The 16648-nt window shown below is 71.0% G+C and carries 14 protein-coding genes and 1 pseudogene; 13 read left to right on the top strand and 2 right to left on the bottom strand.

Annotated features, from left to right (window positions below):
- Positions 1-58: 58 nt before the first annotated feature.
- Both IPN03_11670 and IPN03_11665 read right to left on the bottom strand, forming a co-directional pair.
- Positions 59-835: a glucose 1-dehydrogenase gene (locus IPN03_11670; GenBank protein ID MBK9374359.1), complete on the bottom strand. Its 777-nt coding sequence runs from the start codon at positions 833-835 to the stop codon at positions 59-61.
- The gene (locus IPN03_11665; protein MBK9374358.1) at positions 832-1596 is read right to left on the bottom strand and encodes a FadR family transcriptional regulator; all 765 of its coding nucleotides are present in this window, start codon (positions 1594-1596) and stop codon (positions 832-834) included. The genes IPN03_11670 and IPN03_11665 overlap by 4 nt, the downstream gene beginning before the upstream one ends.
- Positions 1597-1825: 229 nt before the next feature.
- On the opposite strand from IPN03_11665, the gene kduD reads away from it, so the two are divergent.
- The 13 genes and pseudogenes from kduD (at position 1826) to aceA (ending at position 16548) form a co-directional block, all read left to right on the top strand.
- The gene (gene kduD, locus IPN03_11660) at positions 1826-2593 is read left to right on the top strand and encodes a 2-dehydro-3-deoxy-D-gluconate 5-dehydrogenase KduD (GenBank protein MBK9374357.1); all 768 of its coding nucleotides are present in this window, start codon (positions 1826-1828) and stop codon (positions 2591-2593) included.
- An 11-nt stretch (positions 2594-2604) separates the two neighbouring features.
- Entirely contained in the window at positions 2605-3258 is a 654-nt protein-coding gene (gene eda, locus IPN03_11655; protein MBK9374356.1) for a bifunctional 4-hydroxy-2-oxoglutarate aldolase/2-dehydro-3-deoxy-phosphogluconate aldolase, read from the top strand.
- A complete protein-coding gene (locus IPN03_11650; protein ID MBK9374355.1) occupies positions 3255-4283 on the top strand; it encodes a sugar kinase in 1029 nt (342 codons plus the stop codon). Before eda ends, IPN03_11650 begins: the two co-directional genes overlap by 4 nt.
- Before the next feature lie 112 nt (positions 4284-4395).
- Positions 4396-5502 carry a phosphate signaling complex protein PhoU gene (phoU, locus tag IPN03_11645; protein MBK9374354.1) on the top strand — a complete coding sequence of 369 codons (1107 nt, stop codon included), beginning with the start codon at positions 4396-4398 and terminating at the stop codon, positions 5500-5502.
- A 24-nt stretch (positions 5503-5526) separates the two neighbouring features.
- Entirely contained in the window at positions 5527-6498 is a 972-nt protein-coding gene (locus tag IPN03_11640; GenBank protein ID MBK9374353.1) for a phosphate ABC transporter substrate-binding protein, read from the top strand.
- A gap of 35 nt (positions 6499-6533) precedes the next feature.
- Positions 6534-7424, top strand: coding sequence for a phosphate ABC transporter permease subunit PstC (gene pstC / locus IPN03_11635; protein MBK9374352.1), 891 nt, complete (start codon positions 6534-6536; stop codon positions 7422-7424).
- A gap of 83 nt (positions 7425-7507) precedes the next feature.
- Positions 7508-8320, top strand: a complete 813-nt coding sequence (gene pstA / locus IPN03_11630; GenBank protein ID MBK9374351.1) for a phosphate ABC transporter permease PstA — start codon at positions 7508-7510, stop codon at positions 8318-8320.
- Positions 8321-8372: 52 nt separating this feature from the next.
- Positions 8373-9125 carry a phosphate ABC transporter ATP-binding protein gene (locus IPN03_11625; protein MBK9374350.1) on the top strand — a complete coding sequence of 251 codons (753 nt, stop codon included), beginning with the start codon at positions 8373-8375 and terminating at the stop codon, positions 9123-9125.
- Entirely contained in the window at positions 9122-9895 is a 774-nt protein-coding gene (locus IPN03_11620) for a phosphate ABC transporter ATP-binding protein (GenBank protein ID MBK9374349.1), read from the top strand. Before IPN03_11625 ends, IPN03_11620 begins: the two co-directional genes overlap by 4 nt.
- A 43-nt stretch (positions 9896-9938) precedes the next feature.
- Positions 9939-11951 (top strand): hypothetical protein, encoded by a 2013-nt coding sequence (locus IPN03_11615; GenBank protein ID MBK9374348.1) that lies wholly within the window; start codon positions 9939-9941, stop codon positions 11949-11951.
- A complete protein-coding gene (locus tag IPN03_11610; protein MBK9374347.1) occupies positions 11948-13783 on the top strand; it encodes a carboxypeptidase regulatory-like domain-containing protein in 1836 nt (611 codons plus the stop codon). Before IPN03_11615 ends, IPN03_11610 begins: the two co-directional genes overlap by 4 nt.
- Positions 13784-13824: 41 nt before the next feature.
- Positions 13825-15128 (top strand): annotated as a pseudogene (locus IPN03_11605) (aminotransferase class I/II-fold pyridoxal phosphate-dependent enzyme).
- A 133-nt stretch (positions 15129-15261) separates the two neighbouring features.
- A complete protein-coding gene (gene aceA, locus IPN03_11600) occupies positions 15262-16548 on the top strand; it encodes an isocitrate lyase (protein MBK9374346.1) in 1287 nt (428 codons plus the stop codon).
- Positions 16549-16648: the final 100 nt, after the last annotated feature.

The raw sequence follows: 16648 nt of genomic DNA, 5'->3' as shown, positions 1-16648 counted from the left end.
CCGTCCCTCTCCCGCGAGGTCGGGAAGCGGACGTCGCGGACGGAGACGCTCTCGACCTTCAACTCAGCACCCCGCTCGCGAGGAACCCGCCGTCGACGACGATCACCTCGCCGTTGATGAAGCTCGATGCGTCCGACGCGAGGAGGACGCAGGCCCCCTGCAGCTCCTCCATCCTCCCGTAGCGCTTCAGGGGCGTCCGGGCGACGAGCTCGCGCCCCCGCTCGGTGCCGTCGAGGAGCTCCTGGTTGAGAGCCGTCCGGAAGACGCCCGGGGCGATGCCGTTCACGTTCACGCCCCGGGGCCCCCATTCGAGGGCGAGCGACTTCGTGAGGGCGGCGACGGCGGCCTTGCTCGCGTTGTAGGCGGCCACCTCGAAGAGGGCCACGAACGACGCGAGCGACGCGACGTTCACGATCCGGCCGCTCCCCCGTTCGAGCATGTGCCGCCCGAAGACCTGGCACGCGCGCAACGTCCCGGTCAGGTTCGTGTCGAGGATCCGGTGCCACTCCTCCTCGCCGAGGTCGAGCGTGGGCGTCCGCTTCGTGCAGGCGGCGCAGTTCACGAGGACGTCGACCTTCCCGAGCGCGGAGACGCACGCACCGAGGGCCTCCTCGAGCGACGCGCGGTCGGTGACGTCGGCCGTCACCCGGAGCGACCTCCGGCCGAGGGCCTCCACCTGCGCCGCCGCGTCCTCGACGTGCTCGCGCCGGCGGGCGATCGGCACGACGTCGGCCCCGGCCCGGGTGAGCCCCTGCGCGAGCGTGAGGCCGATTCCCGAGGTGCCGCCGATCACGACGGCGACACGTCCCTCGAGTGAGAGGGCCGGAAGGGTCACTTCGCCCTCCGGGCCTTCGGGCGCTCCCCCTCGTGGTGCGGCGCGGGCTCCTCCTCGGAGGCCTGGGCCTGCCGGGCCAGGCTGAGGTGCTCGCTCATCAGGCGGCGCGCCTCGTCGCCTTCACGGTCCTTGATCGCCCGGTAGATCTGGCGGTGGAGCTCCGCCGACTCCTTCAGGTCCTTCGCGCGCTCGACGGTCACCCTGCGGTACTCGAAGACGAGCTCGGCGAGCGTGTCGATGAGCGTCGTGAGAACCGGGTTCCCGGAGCCCGCGGCGACGACCCGGTGGAACTGCAGGTCGTGAACGAGGAAGGTCTGTGGGTCGTCGAGCGAGGCGAACATGCTCGTCACCTCGTCGGCGATCAGGGCGATGTGCTCGGCCGTCGCCCGCTCGGCCGCCAGACCCGCCGTCCCCACCTCGAGCACGCGCCGCGCCTCGAACATCTCGTCGCGCGTGAAGCCGTGGAGCGCCGCGAGGAAGCGCAGCGGCCCGTCCCCCAGCTTCGGCGGCCCGTCGGCAATGTAGGTCCCGGAGCCCTGGCGCGCCTCGATGACCCCCATCGCCTGCAGGGTCCTGAGGCCCGACCGCAGGGACGGCCGGCTGACCTTGATCTGCAGGGCGAGGTCCCGCTCGGCCGGCAGCCGGTCTCCCGGGTGGAGGCTCCCGCCCTCGATGAGGCGGCGGACGTGCTCGACGACCTTGGCGCCCACGGCGCCCTCGGATTTCGGTCGCTCGATCTCTGCGGTCTGACCTTTTCTCATTTCATCCTCTAAGTGGTCCTCGCCATGGATAGCACCCGGGCCAGGACGAGTCAAGTCCGAAGCGCGTGGGCACCGGCCCGGGCGGCCCTCGTAACGGCTCTGTGAGTCGCTCGCGGCCGCTCCGGCGCCCGGAGCGGCCAGCCGCCGCCCGGTCGCAGCCGGTCGGCCCTCTTTCGTCCTCAGCCGCATCCCTTCGCAGGAAAGGTCTGACCATATAGAATTCCGGGCCATGAGCACGCACGCATCCTTCTCCCTCGAGGGCCGCGTCGCCCTCGTCACGGGCGCCACGTCGGGACTCGGCGGCGCCATGGCCGAGGCCCTCGCCGCCGCCGGCGCCGACGTCGTCTGCCACGGGCTCGTCGAGCCCCCGGAGGAGACGATGGCCGCCGTCCGCGCCCTCGGGCGGCGCGCGGCCGCCGTGGTCGGCGACCTGAGCCTCCCCGCGACGGCGCTGCGGCTCGTCGGGGAAGCCGAGGCCGCCCTCGGTCCGGTCGACGTCCTGGTCAACAACGCCGGGACGATCCGCCGCGCTCCGGCGGCCGAGCACTCGGACGAGGACTGGGACCTCGTCCTCGCCGTCGACCTCTCGAGCCCGTTCCGCCTGTCGCGCGAGGTCGGGAAGCGGCTCATCGCCCGCGGGGCGCGTGGAAAGATCGTCAACGTCGCGTCCCTCCTCTCCTTCCAGGGCGGGATCCTCGTCCCGTCCTACGCCGCGGCGAAGGGGGGGCTCGCCCAGCTGACGAAGGCCCTCGCGAACGAGTGGGCGCCGAAGGGAATCAACGTCAACGCCATCGCTCCCGGCTACATGAGGACCGACAACACCGCCGCCCTCCGCGCCGACGCGAACCGGAGCCGGCAGATCCTCGAGCGGATCCCCGCCGGAAGGTGGGGCGAGCCGGAAGACCTCGCCGGCGCGGTCGTCTTCCTCGCCTCTCCCGCCAGCGACTACGTCACCGGCCACGTCCTCGCCGTCGACGGCGGCTGGCTGGCGCGGTAGGGGAACGGCCCGTGCCCACGCGCGCCGAGACCGTCGCCGCCCTCGAGGCGTGCGGCGTCGTCGCCGTCATCCGCCTGAAGGACGCCGGAGCCCTTCGCGCCGTCGTCGACGCCCTCGCCGCCGGGGGCGTCCGGGCGCTCGAGGTCACGATGACCGTCCCGGGAGCGATCGAGCTGATCCGGGAGATCGCGCCATCCCTCCCGCCGGACGTCGTCCTCGGCGCCGGCACCGTCCTCGACGCCGAGACGGCGCAGGCCGCGATCGAAGCCGGGGCGCGCTACGTCGTCAGCCCGGTCTTCCGGGAGGAGGTCCTGCGCGTCTGCCACCGGTTCGACGTGGCGGCGCTGCCGGGGTGCTTCACGCCGACCGAGATCCTCGCGGCGTGGGAGGCGGGTGCCGACATCGTGAAGGTCTTCCCCGCCACCGCCCTCGGGCCCGGCTATTTCCGGGACCTGCGCGGACCGTTCCCTCAGCTTCGCCTGATGCCCACCGGCGGTGTCTCGCTCGCGAACGCGGGAGAGTGGATCCGCGCGGGAGCCGTGGCGATCGGCGTCGGGACGGCCCTCGTCGACGCCGAGACGGTCGCCGCCCGCCGCTTCGACGAGATCACCGAAAGGGCCCGTCAGTTCGTCGCGGCGGTCGCCGCGGCGCGGAGCACCCTATGAAGACGACCGTCACCTTCGGCGAGATCATGCTGCGGCTCTCCCCGCCGGGATTCGAGCGGCTCTTCCAGTCGCCGCTCCTCTCCGCGACGTTCGGCGGCGGCGAGGCGAACGTCGCGGTCAGCCTCGCGCACTTCGGCCTCGACAGCCGCTACGTGACGCGCGTTCCGGCGAACGCCGCCGGGGATGCCGCGGTTTCGGCCCTGCGCGCGGAAGGCGTGGACGTCGCGGGCATCCTCCGCGGCGGCGAGAGGCTCGGCATCTACTTCGCCGAGACGGGCGCGAGCCAGCGCGCCGGCAACGTGATCTACGACCGGGCCGGTTCCGCGATCGCCGGGACGAACCCGGGCACGTTCGACTGGCCGCGCCTCCTCGACGGGGCGGCCTGGTTCCACGTCACCGGCATCACGCCCGCCCTCGGCCCCGAAGTGGCCCAGGCGACGAAGGACGCCGTCGAGGCGGCGCGCGCAGCCGGCGCGCGGGTCAGCCTCGACCTGAACTATCGGAGGAAGCTCTGGACCGAGCGCGAGGCGCAGGCCGTCATGCTCCCCCTCGCCGCGCGCGCCCACGTTCTCGTCGCGAACGAGGAGGATCTCCAGGCCTGCCTCGGGTACGAGGTCCGGGGCGCCGACGTCACCTCCGGCGGGCTCGACCCGGAGGCCTACCGCGAGACGGCCGTGCGGGTGGCGCGCGACCTCGGCGTGGAGACCGTCGCGATCACGCTCCGCGAGAGCCGCTCCGCGAGCCGCAACGGCTGGAGCGCGGTCCTCTGGGATGCCAGCGCCGCGAGCTTTCACGAGAGCCCGCGGTACGACGTCACCCTCGTCGACCGGATCGGGGGCGGAGACGCGTTCGCCGCGGGCCTCATCTTCGGCCTCGTCACGGGGCGCCCGCCCGAGGAGGCCCTCCGGTTCGCCGTCGCCGCGAGCGCCCTGAAGCAGACGATCCCGGGCGACTTCAACCGCGTGAGCGTGGCCGAGGTCGACCGTCTCGCCGCCGGGGACGGCAGCGGACGCGTGAGGAGATAGGCAGGCAGGCCAGCCGTCCACGCGTTCTTGACACGAGCTTGGCATCTGCTATCGTCCTCCGTTGCAAGGAGATAGCGGGGAGGCAGCCTCCTCTCTCGCCATCAACAAGAGGATGCCGACTCGTCTCGAACTCTCCCTCGAACGCGACATCGACCGGATCCGCCAGCAGCTCCTCGAGATGTCCGACCTCGCCGAGCGGGCGCTGCGCGACTGCGTCGAAGCGCTCACCGGCGGCAACCGGCAGCGGGCCTACGCCGTCATCCTGCGCGACCAGCTCATCGACGAGAAGGAGAAGGAGATCGACCGGCTCTGCCTCGAGTTCCTCGTGCGGCAGCAGCCCGTCGGCATCCACCTGCGCCTCGCCTACAGCGCCATCAAGGTCAATCTCGAGCTGGAGCGGGTCGGGGACTACGCCGAGAGCATCGCGCGGCAGATCCTCCGCCTGAGCGACCTGCCCGAGGCGCCCGAGCCGCTCCGCAGGCGCCTCGTCGAGATGGCCGACATCGCCATCCCGATGCTCCACGACGCGATCCAGGCGTTCGCGACGCAGGACGCCGAGCTCGCGAGGACGGCCGCCGTCAGCGAGCCGGCCGTCGACGCGCTCCTCGGCAAGCTCGTCACCGAGCTCGTCGACGCGGTCCGCGAATCGCGGATTCCCCCCGAGATGCTCATGACGCTCTCGACGATCGGGCGCCGGTTCGAGCGCGTGGCCGACCAGGCCCGCAACATGTGCATGGAGACCCTCTACATGTGCACGGGCGAGGTCGCCAAGCACCCGGGCGCCGACACGTTCCGCGTCCTCTTCGTGGACGAGCGCAACGCCTGCCGCAGCCAGATGGCCGAAGCGATCGCGCAGTCGCTCGACCAGCCCAGATTCGTCTTCTCGAGCGCCGGGCTCGACCCGCGGGCGGTCGACCCGAGAGCCATGGCCTTCCTGAAGGAGAAGGGGCACGACGTCAGCCACGTGGCGCCGAAGGGGATCGACCAGGTCCCGAACCTCGAGTACTACAACGTGATCGTCGGCGTCGCGAAGGAGGCCCAGGCGGCCTTTCCGCGCTCCCCGCGAAACCTCGTCTACGTGGACTGGAGCGTCGACGACCCGTCCATGGTCGAAGGCTCGCCGGACGAGATCCGCGCCGCCTACGAGGCGACCTACGACTTCCTCTCCCGAAACGTCCGCGACCTCGTCGGCGCCGTTCTCGGCATCACGCTCGACTAGACCGAATCCACCGCAGGAGAGCCCATGACCCGACCCCGTCCCCAGGCGCCGTTCCGGCTGTCCGCTCTCGCCCTCGCCTCGGCCCTCGCCGTTTCCGCCTGTGGAGGCGGAGGGGCAAAGGAGACGAAGGAAACGAAGGCGTCGCGAACCGTCATCCAGAACAAGGGTTCCGACACGATGGTCAACGTCGCCCAGGTCTGGGCCGAGGAGTACCGCAAGGCGGCCCCCGACGTCGAGGTCGAGGTCTCCGGCGGCGGCTCGGGCGTCGGCATCGCCGCCCTCCTCAAGGGGGCCGTCGACGTCGCGAACGCCAGCCGCGACCTCAAGCCGAGCGAGGCCGAGCAGGCCCTGAAGAACACGGGCAAGTCGCCCGTCGGCTTCAACGTCGGCTCCGACGCCCTCGCCGTCTACGTCCACAAGGACAACCCGATCACCGAGATCACGGTCGAGCAGCTCACGGAGCTCTATGCCGAGGGCGGCAAGGTGACCCGCTGGTCGGAGCTGGGCGTGACGATTCCCGGCGTGAAGGACGACACGATCGTGCGGGTGAGCCGGCAGTCGAGCTCCGGCACCTACGAGTTCTTCCGCGAGCACGCGCTCGGCAACCGGGACTTCCGGCTCGGCTCGCGCGACCTGAACGGCTCCAAGGAAGTCGTCGAGCTCGTCGGCACGACCCCCACCGCGATCGGCTACAGCGGCATGGGGTACGCGACGGCGTCCGTGAAGATGGTCCCGGTCGCGCCGAAGGCCGGCGCCCCGGCCGTCGCTCCGACGATCGCGGCGGTCCACGACAAGAGCTACCCGCTGGCCCGCTCGCTCCACCTCTACACCCTCGGCGAGCCCGAAGGGGCCGTGAAGGCGTACATCGACTGGATCCTCTCCCCCGCCGGCCAGAGGGTCGTCGAGGACGCCGGCTACGTGCCGGTCGCAGCGGGTGCGGCCGAAGCGCCCTCCGCGGCCCCGGCCGCAACCGGGACCGCGCAGCCCAAGCCCTGAGGAGGGCCTTCCGAGTGGACACGACGGCACGTCCCGTGCGGCCGCGCGCCGCCGTCCTCGCGGAGAAGGCGCTCGAGGCCGTCATCCGGCTGAGCGGCGTGAGCGCGATCGTCTTCGTCGCCGCGATCTTCTTCTTCGTCCTCAGGGAGGCCGCGCCGGTCCTCTTCAGCGAGGGCTTCTCGCTGAAGCAGTTCCTCTTCTCGACCGAGTGGTACCCGACCTCGGCCACGAACGTCCGCTACGGCACCTTCGCGCTGACGGTCGGCACGGTGAGCGTCACCGCCCTCGCCATGGTCCTCGCCGTCCCCTTCGGCCTCGGCGCGGCGATCTACCTCTCCGAGTTCTGCTCGCCCCGCGTGCGCGAGACGCTCAAGGTCGTCATCGAGCTCCTCTCGGCCATCCCGAGCGTCGTCTGGGGCTTCGTCGGCCTCACCGTCATGAGCAAGCTGATCGTCAGCTCGACCGGCGCGCCCGTCGGCGTGAACGTCCTGAACGGCGGGATCATCCTCGCCCTCATGAGCGTCCCCGTCATCGTCTCGATCGGCGAGGACGCGCTGAAGGCCGTCCCCGACTCGTTCCGCGAGGCGGGCGTCGCCCTCGGCGCCACGCGCTGGCAGCTCGTCTACCGGGTCCTCCTCCCCGCGGCGAAGAACGGCCTCCTCGCGGCCGTGCTGCTCGGCGTCGGGCGCGCGGTGGGCGAGACGATGGCCGTCCTCATGGCGACGGGCCACGCCGTGCACATCCCGGGGAGCCTCCTCGACTCCGTACGGACCCTCACCGCCAACATCGCCGCCGAGCTCGGAGAGGCCCCCTCCGGCTCCGACCACTACCGCGTCCTCTTCCTCACCGGGACGCTCCTCTTCCTCATCACGCTCGTCGTGAACCTGACGGCCGACTTCGTCGTCCGCGGGATCCGGAGGAAGTAGCCGTGGCCGGACGCTTCGCGAGGACCCCGCACGTCGCCCGCAAGGAGATCGCCGAGTCGGTCGCCAAGGGCGTCTTCGCCCTCATGTCGGCCGCGATGATCGTGCCGCTCGTCCTGATCGTCGGCTACCTCGTCGTCCTGGCGTGGCCGGCCCTGAGCTGGGAGTTCCTCCTCGACGTCCCGCGCCGCGGGATGACCGACGGCGGCATCTGGCCCGCGTTCGTCGGGACCCTCTACCTCGTCGGCATCTCGCTCCTCGTCTCGGCGCCGATCGGCGTCCTCGCCGCGATCTACCTGAACGAGTACGCGAAGGACAACTGGTTCAACCGGCTCGTCAACCTCGCCGTCATCAACCTCGCGGGCGTCCCGAGCATCGTCCACGCCCTCTTCGGCCTCGGCGCGTTCGTCTACGCGGCGAAGTTCGGCTACTCGATCCTCTCCGCGTCGCTGACGCTCGCCATCATGACGCTCCCCGTCATCATCGCGAGCACGCGCGAGGCGCTCGCCTCGGTGCCGATGGCCTTCCGCGAGGCGTGCTGGAACGTCGGCGCGACGCGCTGGCAGACGGTCCGCGCGGTCGTCCTGCCGAACTCCATCAGCGGCATCCTCACCGGCGTCATCCTCCAGGTGAGCCGCGCCGCCGGAGAGACGGCGCCCGTCATGTTCACGGGGGCCGTCTTCTTCAAGGCCGTCGAGCGGGGCGACCTCTTCCCGTACGCCCTGACGGACCAGTGCATGGCCCTCTCCATGCACCTCTACACCCTGGCCACCCAGGTCCCGAACGTGAAGGAGGCGCTCCCCTACGCGACCGCCGTCGTCCTCCTCGGCTCGGTCCTCCTGGTGAACGCCACGGCGATCGTCGTCCGGATCTGGCTCCGGAACCGGAAGAAGTGGTGAGGCCGTGGCGGACGACGTGAAGGACGACACGAAGGACGGCTCTACGGGCGGAATCAAGGAGATCGAGGTCTCCGGCCTCCGCCTCGCCTACGGCGGGAAGGAGGTCCTCCACGGGATCTCCTTCGACGTCTATCGCAACGAGATCCTCGCCGTCATCGGGCCGGCCCAGTCGGGGAAGACCTCGATGCTGCGCTGCCTGAACCGCACGATCGACTTCACCGCCGCGGCGAAGGTCTCGGGGACCGTGAGCGTCGGCGGCGAGGACGTGCGGACGATGAGCGACGTCTTCGCCCTCCGCCGGAAGATCGGGATGGTCGCGCCGCTCCCGACCGGCCTCCCGCTGTCGATCTACGACAACGTCGCCTTCGCCCCGCGCTGCTCGGGCCTGACGCGGAAGGCCGACCTCGACCCGATGGTCGAGAAGTGCCTCCGGCAGGCCGCCCTCTGGGACGAGGTGAAGGACCGGATCGACAGCCTCGGCACCGCCCTCTCCGGCGGCCAGCAGCAGCGCCTCACCATCGCCCGCGCGCTGTCGCACCGGCCCGAGATCCTCTGCCTCGACGAGTTCTCGATCGCGATCGACCCCGTGACGACGATGCGGATCGAGGACGTCCTCAAGGAGCTGCGGGAGGAGATCACGATCATCCTCGTGACGAACCTGACGCAGCAGGCCCGCCGCCTCTCCGACCGGACGATGTTCCTGCTGGAAGGCGAGATCGTGGAGCTCGACGCGAGCGAGGTCGTCTTCTCCGGCGACGCCCGGAGCGAGAAGACCCGCGACTACGTCAACGGGGTGTTCGGGTGAGCGCCGTACCGAACGCCATCGAGACCCGCGGGCTCTCCCTCTGGTACGGCAGCTTCCAGGCGCTCTTCGACGTCTCGACCGACATCAAGAGCGGGATCATCACCGCCCTCATCGGCCCCAGCGGCTGCGGCAAGACGACGCTCCTGCGCTGCTTCAACCGCGTGAACGAGCGCTACGGCAGCGTCCGCACCGCCGGGGAGATCCGGATCCTCGGGGAGAGCATCTACGACCCCGACGTGTCGCTCATCGAGCTGCGCCGCGCCGTGGGGATGGTCTTCCAGCGCCCGAACCCCCTCCCCATCTCGGTCTACGAGAACGTCGTCTTCGGCCTGCGCGTCCACGCGCCGCGCACCGAGCTGAAGCGCTCCCTCCTCGACGAGGCGGTCGAGAAGGCCCTCACCGAGGTCGGGCTCTGGAAGGACCTGAAGGACCGCCTGAACGCGAAGGCGACGGGCCTCCTCCTCGAGCAGCAGCAGAAGCTCTGCCTCGCGCGCCTCCTCCCGCTCAAGCCCGAGGTCATCCTGATGGACGAGCCCGCCTCCGCCCTCGACGTCGGCGGCACGCGCGCCATCGAGGAGCTGATGTTCGAGCTGGCCGGGCGCTACACGATCGTCATCGTGACGCACAACATGGCGCAGGCGCGGCGGGCGAGCGACGAGTGCATCTTCATGCTCATGGGAAAGATGGTCGAGCACGCCCGCACCGAAGACCTCTTCCTCAACCCGGGCGACCCGAGGACCGCGGAGTACATCGAAGGGCGCTACGCGTAGCGCGCCCGCGCGGGCGACCCGGCGCCGGTAGACTGGCGACGCCATGTGCCGAACGGTACGATTCGCCGCGTTCCTCCTCGCAGCCGCCCCCGTCCTCGCGTCGCCGCAGGATCCCTCCCCGCCCGCCGGGACGTCGGCCGCCACGCCCTCGCGCATCGTCGTTCTCCGGGTCCTCGACCGCCTGGAACGGCCCGTCGCGGGTGTCACGGCGTGCCTGCTGCCGGAGTGCACGAAGGCCCCGACCCAGACCGTGGACGAAGCCGTACGCGTCGTTCTTCCGGCGGAGCCGGCCGGCGGCAGGGCGCGCCGCCTCCGGCTTCAGGCCCCGGGGTTCGCTCCGGCCGAGATGGACCTCCCGGCTGAGGGGTCGCCCCCGCTGGTCGTATCTCTGAAGGCGAGCGGCTCCGTGACGGTCGCGTTTCTCTCTCTCGACGAGAAGAGGGAGGACTCGCTCGTCGTCTCCCTCGCCCCGGGGCCCGGCATCGGCACGAACCGGCCCGTGAAAAGCGTCGCCGAGCGAAAGCTGACGCTTCCCCCGCGTCCAAAGAGCGCGAAGGCCGTCTTCGACGACGTTCCGGCCGGGACTTGGGCGCTCTCGTGGAACGGGCCGAACGTGGCGAACGGGACGAAGGCGGTCACCGTGGCCGCCGTGCTGGTCGACGCGGGAACGCTCTCCCTGCAGCGCGGAATCACCGTGGAGGGGGCCGTCCGGGATGACCTCGGCTCTCCGGTCGCGGGGGCGCGCGTTCTCGTCTTGGCGCGGGCTGTGTTCGACCGCAGCGACCCGTACTTCGACGAGGCGCGGACCGCGGCCGACGGCGGCTTCTCAATCTCCGGGGCTCCTGCGGGCGAGCCGATCTCGTGGGTCGTCCGCTCGTCCGGCCACATGAAGGCCGAGGGAATTCTCGGCGGCGAAACCCGGCTCGAGATCGTCGTCGAACGGGCGCAGCACGTCTCCGGGCGGCTCGTCGACCCCGACGGCCTGCCCTTTCGGGAGGCGCAGATCGTCGTCCGGTACGTCACCGATCGCTCGAGCCGGAACCACGCTTCGAAGATCGAGATCGACGGCGACGGCGGCTTCTCCTTCCACCGCGAGATGCCGTCGAAAAGCCGCGTCGAGATCAGGGCGAAGGGACTCCGCCAGGCGAGGCGCGAGCTGGAGCCGCTCACCCAGACCGGCTGGCCGAAGGAGCTCTCGCTCGGCGAAATCCGCCTCGAGCGCGGGCGGACGGTTCGGGGCCGGGTCGTCGAAGGGGGCTCGGGCCTCGCGCTCGCCGGCGTGGCGCTGAAGACCTCGGTCGCGCAGAGGGACGGGAAGGCCATCGTCTTCGACGAGCAGGAGTCCGTGTCCGTAGAGGACGGGAGCTTCGAGATCTCCGGCATCGCGCCGAAGGAGCCCGTGGCGCTCTCGGCCCGCAAGGACGGCTACGCCCCGCGGAACCTCGACCTCGGCGGGACGGACGACGACGTCGAGGTCGTCCTCGGACGCGGCGGGCGCGTCGAGGGGCGGCTCTGCGGCCGTCCGTTCGAGCTCTCGCGCTCGGAGATCTGGATGACGAGCCAGCCGAACGTCAACTCGCGCAAGGGCGCACAGAAGGCCGACGCCACGGGCCGTTTCGTCTTCACAGGCGTCGAGACCGGAAGCATGACCTTCACCCGGGCGTGGGTCTACGAGAACCCCCTCATGCCGGGGGCCTACGGCGCCATGGTCGGCGGGACGAAGGCCACGGTCGTCGTCGAAGAGGGCCGGACCTCGACGATCGCCCTCGGCTGTGACGGGATTCGCCTCTCCGGCCTGTTTCTCCGCGAAGGATCTCCTCTCGCTGCGAAAGTGGTCGTCCTCTCCGGCCCGGGAGGGGCCGAGCCGGACGCGATGACCGACGCGGCCGGCGGGTTCTCCCTCTTCGTTCCCGTGCCGGGCCCGTACGAGCCCTACATCGACGAGGCCCCGGCTTCCGGGCTGAAATGGGCCCCCGTCGCCTGCAACGTCCCGGCGGGCGGCCTCGACGGATGCCTCCTCGACCTCCGGCCCGTCCCCGCACAGGAGAAACCGTGATCGACCCGTCTCATTCGTCCATCGCGCGCACCCAGCAATACACCATTCGAGACCTGACCCTATTGGGCATTCTCTTCCTCGCCGCATGGGCCGCGTTGCCGGTCCGCGCGGCGGAAAGCCCCGTCGCGGCGCCGCCGCCGGCCGCGACGCCCGCACCGGAGGCCCCGACGGGGAGACTCGCCGTCTCGTTCCTCTCGCCGAGCGAACGCGTCGAGGAGCCGCTCGTCGTCACGCTGACCCCCGCCCTCCCTGCGGAGATGCCGGGCCCGCGTGCGGCCGAGATCGAGAGGCGCCTGGTCCTGGCACGCCGCCCCGAGAGCTCCCAGGCCGTCTTCGAGGGGCTCGCGCCGGGCCGCTGGGTCCTCGCGTGGAGCGGACCGGGGGTCTCGTCCGACGAGAGGGGCGTGACGCTCTCCGCCGGGCCGACGCTCTCTGTCGACGTGCCGCTCCGCGGCGGACGGTCGCTGGCGGGAAGCGTGCGCGACGACCTCGGGATGGTCGTGGCCGGAGCGGAGGTCGTCGTCCGGACCGCAGCCGGCCCGTTCGACGGCACGCCCCGCCCCGTGATCACCGCGAAGAGCGGCGGCGACGGCGGGTTCAAGCTCGCCGGCCTCCCGGTCGACGAGGACCTCGCCTGGGAGGCGAAGGCCGAGGGACACGAGGTCTCGAAGGGCCGGCTCGGAGGAGAGACGTCGCTCCAGGTCGTCCTCGAGAGGGCGCAGCGGGTGACGGGCCGCGTCGTCGACGCCGACGGGAAGCCGATCGAGGGCGCCAGAGTAAGCGTGAGCTGGGCCCTCAAGGACGCCGACGGCGTCGCCCGCGAGCACCGGAGCCAGCCCGGTCCGATCCTGACGGACGCGACCGGCGTCTTCGCGTTCCACCGACTCTACCGATGGGACGGGAACCTCCTCGTCCGCGCACGCGGACACATCTCGGCACGGCGGGAGCTCGAGGCCCTCCCCACCCTCGGGGAGTCTCGGGAGCTCGACCTCGGCACGCTGACGCTCGAGGAGGGCCGCACGATTCCGGGCCGGGTCGTTGCCGCGGAAGGAGGGGCGCCGATCGCGAAGGCGCAACTGACGGCCGAGTGGGCGCTCTCGCCCCGTCTCCTCGACTGGGCCCACGCGACGAGCGACGAGGAAGGGGCGTTCGAGCTGAGCGGGCTGCCCGAGGGATCTCCCGTCCGGCTCGCCGCGAAGGCGCCGGGCTACGCGCTCACGTGGATCGATCTCTCCCCCGAGGCGACGTCGGCGGAGCTGGCTCTCCGGCGAGGCGGGAAGATCGAGGGGCTCGTCTGCGGCACGCCCGCCGAGCTCGCGCGGACGTCCGTCTGGTTCGGGTCGGAGGCGAGGCGGCACTCGAGCGGCGAAAACCTCGAGGTCGGCCCCGACGGCCGCTTCGTCGTCGAGAACGCCGAGCCGGGACGTTGGACCTTCACCCGTGCCTGGAGCCATCGCGACGCGGCCGGGCGGACCCTGGGCGGAGCGGGCGGGGTCGCGAATGCAGAGGCCTCCGCCACCGTCGAGGACGGCGCCACGGCCCGCGTCCGGCTCGCCTGCGACGGGATCCTCGTGACGGGAGCGGTCGTCGCGAACGGAACGGTGCCCGGAGAGAGGGTCCTCGTCCTCTCCCGCGCGAACCGGGACTTCGGCGACGGGCTCGTCGACGGCGCCAGCGGACGCTTCGCGATCCGCGTCCCGGTGCCGGGCCGATACGAGGTCTGGGGAGCCCGCCCGCCGTCCGGCCACGCCTTCGCCTCGCCGGCCTGCAACGTGCCCCCCGAGGGCCTCGCGGGATGCGTCCTCGACCTGTCGTCCGTGCCGGCGATGTGAGGACGTCGAGCTTTCTCCCTCGTTTACACTCCGGCGCAATCATGAGCATCCCGCTGCGCTTCACGCCGGCGCCCGAGTCGGGCGCCGCGCTTTCCGCCCTCGCCCGGGGCGTCCAGGGGTCGGTCATCCTGAAGATCGCGGCCGAGATCCGCGCGATGAAGGCCCGCGGCGAGGACGTCTGCAACCTGACGGTGGGCGACTTCGACCCCGCGTACTTCCCCATTCCCGGGGCCCTCGACGAGGAGATCCGCAAGGCCCTCTCTGCCGGGCAGACGAACTACCCCGCCTCCGACGGCATCCTCCCGCTGCGCGAGGCGATCGCGGCCTGGTACCACCGCGAGCTGGGGATCGACTACCCCGTCGACGGCATCCTCGTGGCGGCAGGCGCGCGCCCGATCCTCTACGGCATCTATCGGACTCTCCTCGACAACGGCGACGAGGTCCTCTATCCCGTCCCGTCGTGGAACAACGACCACTACGTCCACCTCTCCGGCGCGCGGGCGATCGAGATCCCGGTCCACGCCTCCTCTAACTTCTTCCCGACGGCCGAGCAGCTCGCACCGCACCTCGGCAGCGCCCGCCTCCTCGTCCTGAACTCGCCCGCCAACCCGACCGGGACCGTCATCGCCCCCGAGGAGCTGACGAAGATCGGCGAGCTCGTCCTGGCCGAGAACCGGCATCGCGCCTGGCGCGGCCGCCGGCCGCTCTACCTCGTCTTCGACCAGGTCTACTGGACGCTCACGTTCGGGAGCGCCACGCACGCCACGCCGGTCGGCCTCCTGCCCGACCTCGCGCCCTACACGATCCTCCTCGACGCCATCTCGAAGTCGTTCTGCGCCACGGGCCTGCGCGTCGGCTGGGGGCTCATGCCGCCCGTCGTCCGGAGCCGGATGGCCGACATCCTCGGGCACGTCGGCGCCTGGGCCCCGAAGCCCGAGCAGGTCGCGACGGCCGCGTTCCTGGGCCGGACGGACGCGATCGGAGCCTTCCAGGCCGGGATGAAGCGCGGCATCAGGGAGCGCCTCGACCTCCTCCACGACGGCTTCTCGGCGATGCGCGCGGCGGGGCTGCCCGTCTACGTGGTCGAGCCGCAGGGCGCGATCTACCTCTCGGTGAAGATCGGCCTCGTCGGAAAGCAGCCACCGCGGCACCCCGCTCCGGACGAACGAGGACGTCCGCGAGCTGCTCCTCTCGGGAGGCGGGTTTCGGCGTCGTCCCGTTCCAGGCGTTCGGCCTGAAGGAAGAGAGCGGGTGGTTCCGGATCTCGGTCGGGTCGGTCTCGGTCGACGACATCCGCGCCGCCCTCCCGCGGGTCCGGGCGGTCCTCGACGCCGCGTCCGCCTGAGGTGCGGCGGCCGGCCGGCGGGGCCTCGCAGGGCCGGTTGACGCTCCGGAGTTGACAGCCGTTCTCCCGTTGTGCTGCGTTGCAGAAGTCGGATAAAGTCGCTCCGATGTCGACCTACGACGAGGAGGCCTTCATGTACCGAAGCCAGTCCATTCCGGAGCTCGAGCGGTCCTGGTCCAACGACCTCAGGTGGCGCGGGATCGTCCGCCCGTACAGCGCCGCCGACGTGGACCGCCTTCGCGGCACGATCCAGATCGACTACCCGGTGGCCCGCATGGGCTCCGAGCGCCTCTGGAACCTTCTCCACACGGAGAAGTTCGTTCCGGCCCTCGGAGCGCTGACGGGCAACCAGGCCGTGCAGCAGGTGCAGGCCGGCCTCAAGGCGATCTACATGTCGGGCTGGCAGGTGGCGGGCGACGCGAACGACGCCCTCACGATGTACCCCGACCAGAGCCTCTACCCGGTGACGAGCGTCCCCACCGTCATCCGGCGGATCACGAACGCCCTCATGCGCGCCGACCAGATCCAGCACATGGAAGGCAAGTCCGACATCTACTACTTCGCGCCGATCGTGGCCGACGCGGAGGCCGGCTTCGGCGGCCCGCTGAACACGTTCGAGCTGATCAAGTCGATGATCGAGGCGGGCGCCGGCGGCATCCACCTCGAGGACCAGCTCTCCTCGCTGAAGAAGTGCGGCCACATGGGCGGCAAGGTCCTCGTCCCGATCCACGACTTCATCCAGAAGCTCATCGCCGCACGCCTCGCGGCCGACGTCCTCGGCGTCCCGACGGTCTTCATCGGCCGGACCGACTCCCTCGGCGCCGGGCTGATCCGCGGCGACATCGACAAGGTCGACCAGGAGTTCCTCACCGGCGAGCGGACGGCCGACGGCTTCTTCATCGTCAAGGGAAGCCTCGACTACGCCGTCGCCCGCGCCTGCGCCTACGCGCCCTACGTCGACGTCGTCTGGTGCGAGACCTCCACGCCCGACATCGGCGAGGCCCGGGCCTTCGCCCAGGGCGTCCACGAGAAGTTCCCCGGCAAGCTCCTCGCCTACAACTGCTCCCCCTCGTTCAACTGGAAGAAGAAGCTTTCCGACGCCGAGATCGCCACCTTCCAGGAGGAGCTCGGCGAGATGGGCTACAAGTTCCAGTTCATCACGCTCGCCGGCTTCCACACGCTGAACGCCTCCATGTTCAAGCTCGCGTACAACTACGCCAAGACCGGGATGACCGCCTTCGCCGCCCTCCAGGAGGAGGAGTTCCAGATGGAGCGCGAGTGGGGCTTCAAGGCGATCAAGCACCAGCGCTTCGTCGGCGCCGGCTACTTCGACCAGATCCAGCAGACCGTCGCCGGCGGCGAGGTCGCCACCGCGGCGCTCAAGGGCTCCACGGAAGAGGAGCAGTTCGACAAGCACTGAGGCTCCCCTCCGTTTCCCTTCCTCGCGATCCCTCCGTGGCGCTCCGGGAAACCGGGGCGCCATTTTCATTGGCGCGCCAGTCAAGGCGTTCGGCGCCCTG

This window comes from Holophagales bacterium, assembly GCA_016719485.1.
Classification (GTDB): domain Bacteria; phylum Acidobacteriota; class Thermoanaerobaculia; order UBA5066; family UBA5066; genus UBA5066.
The sequence above is the reverse complement of the archived record's forward strand: the minus strand, read 5'-3'. Positions and strand labels throughout refer to the sequence as shown.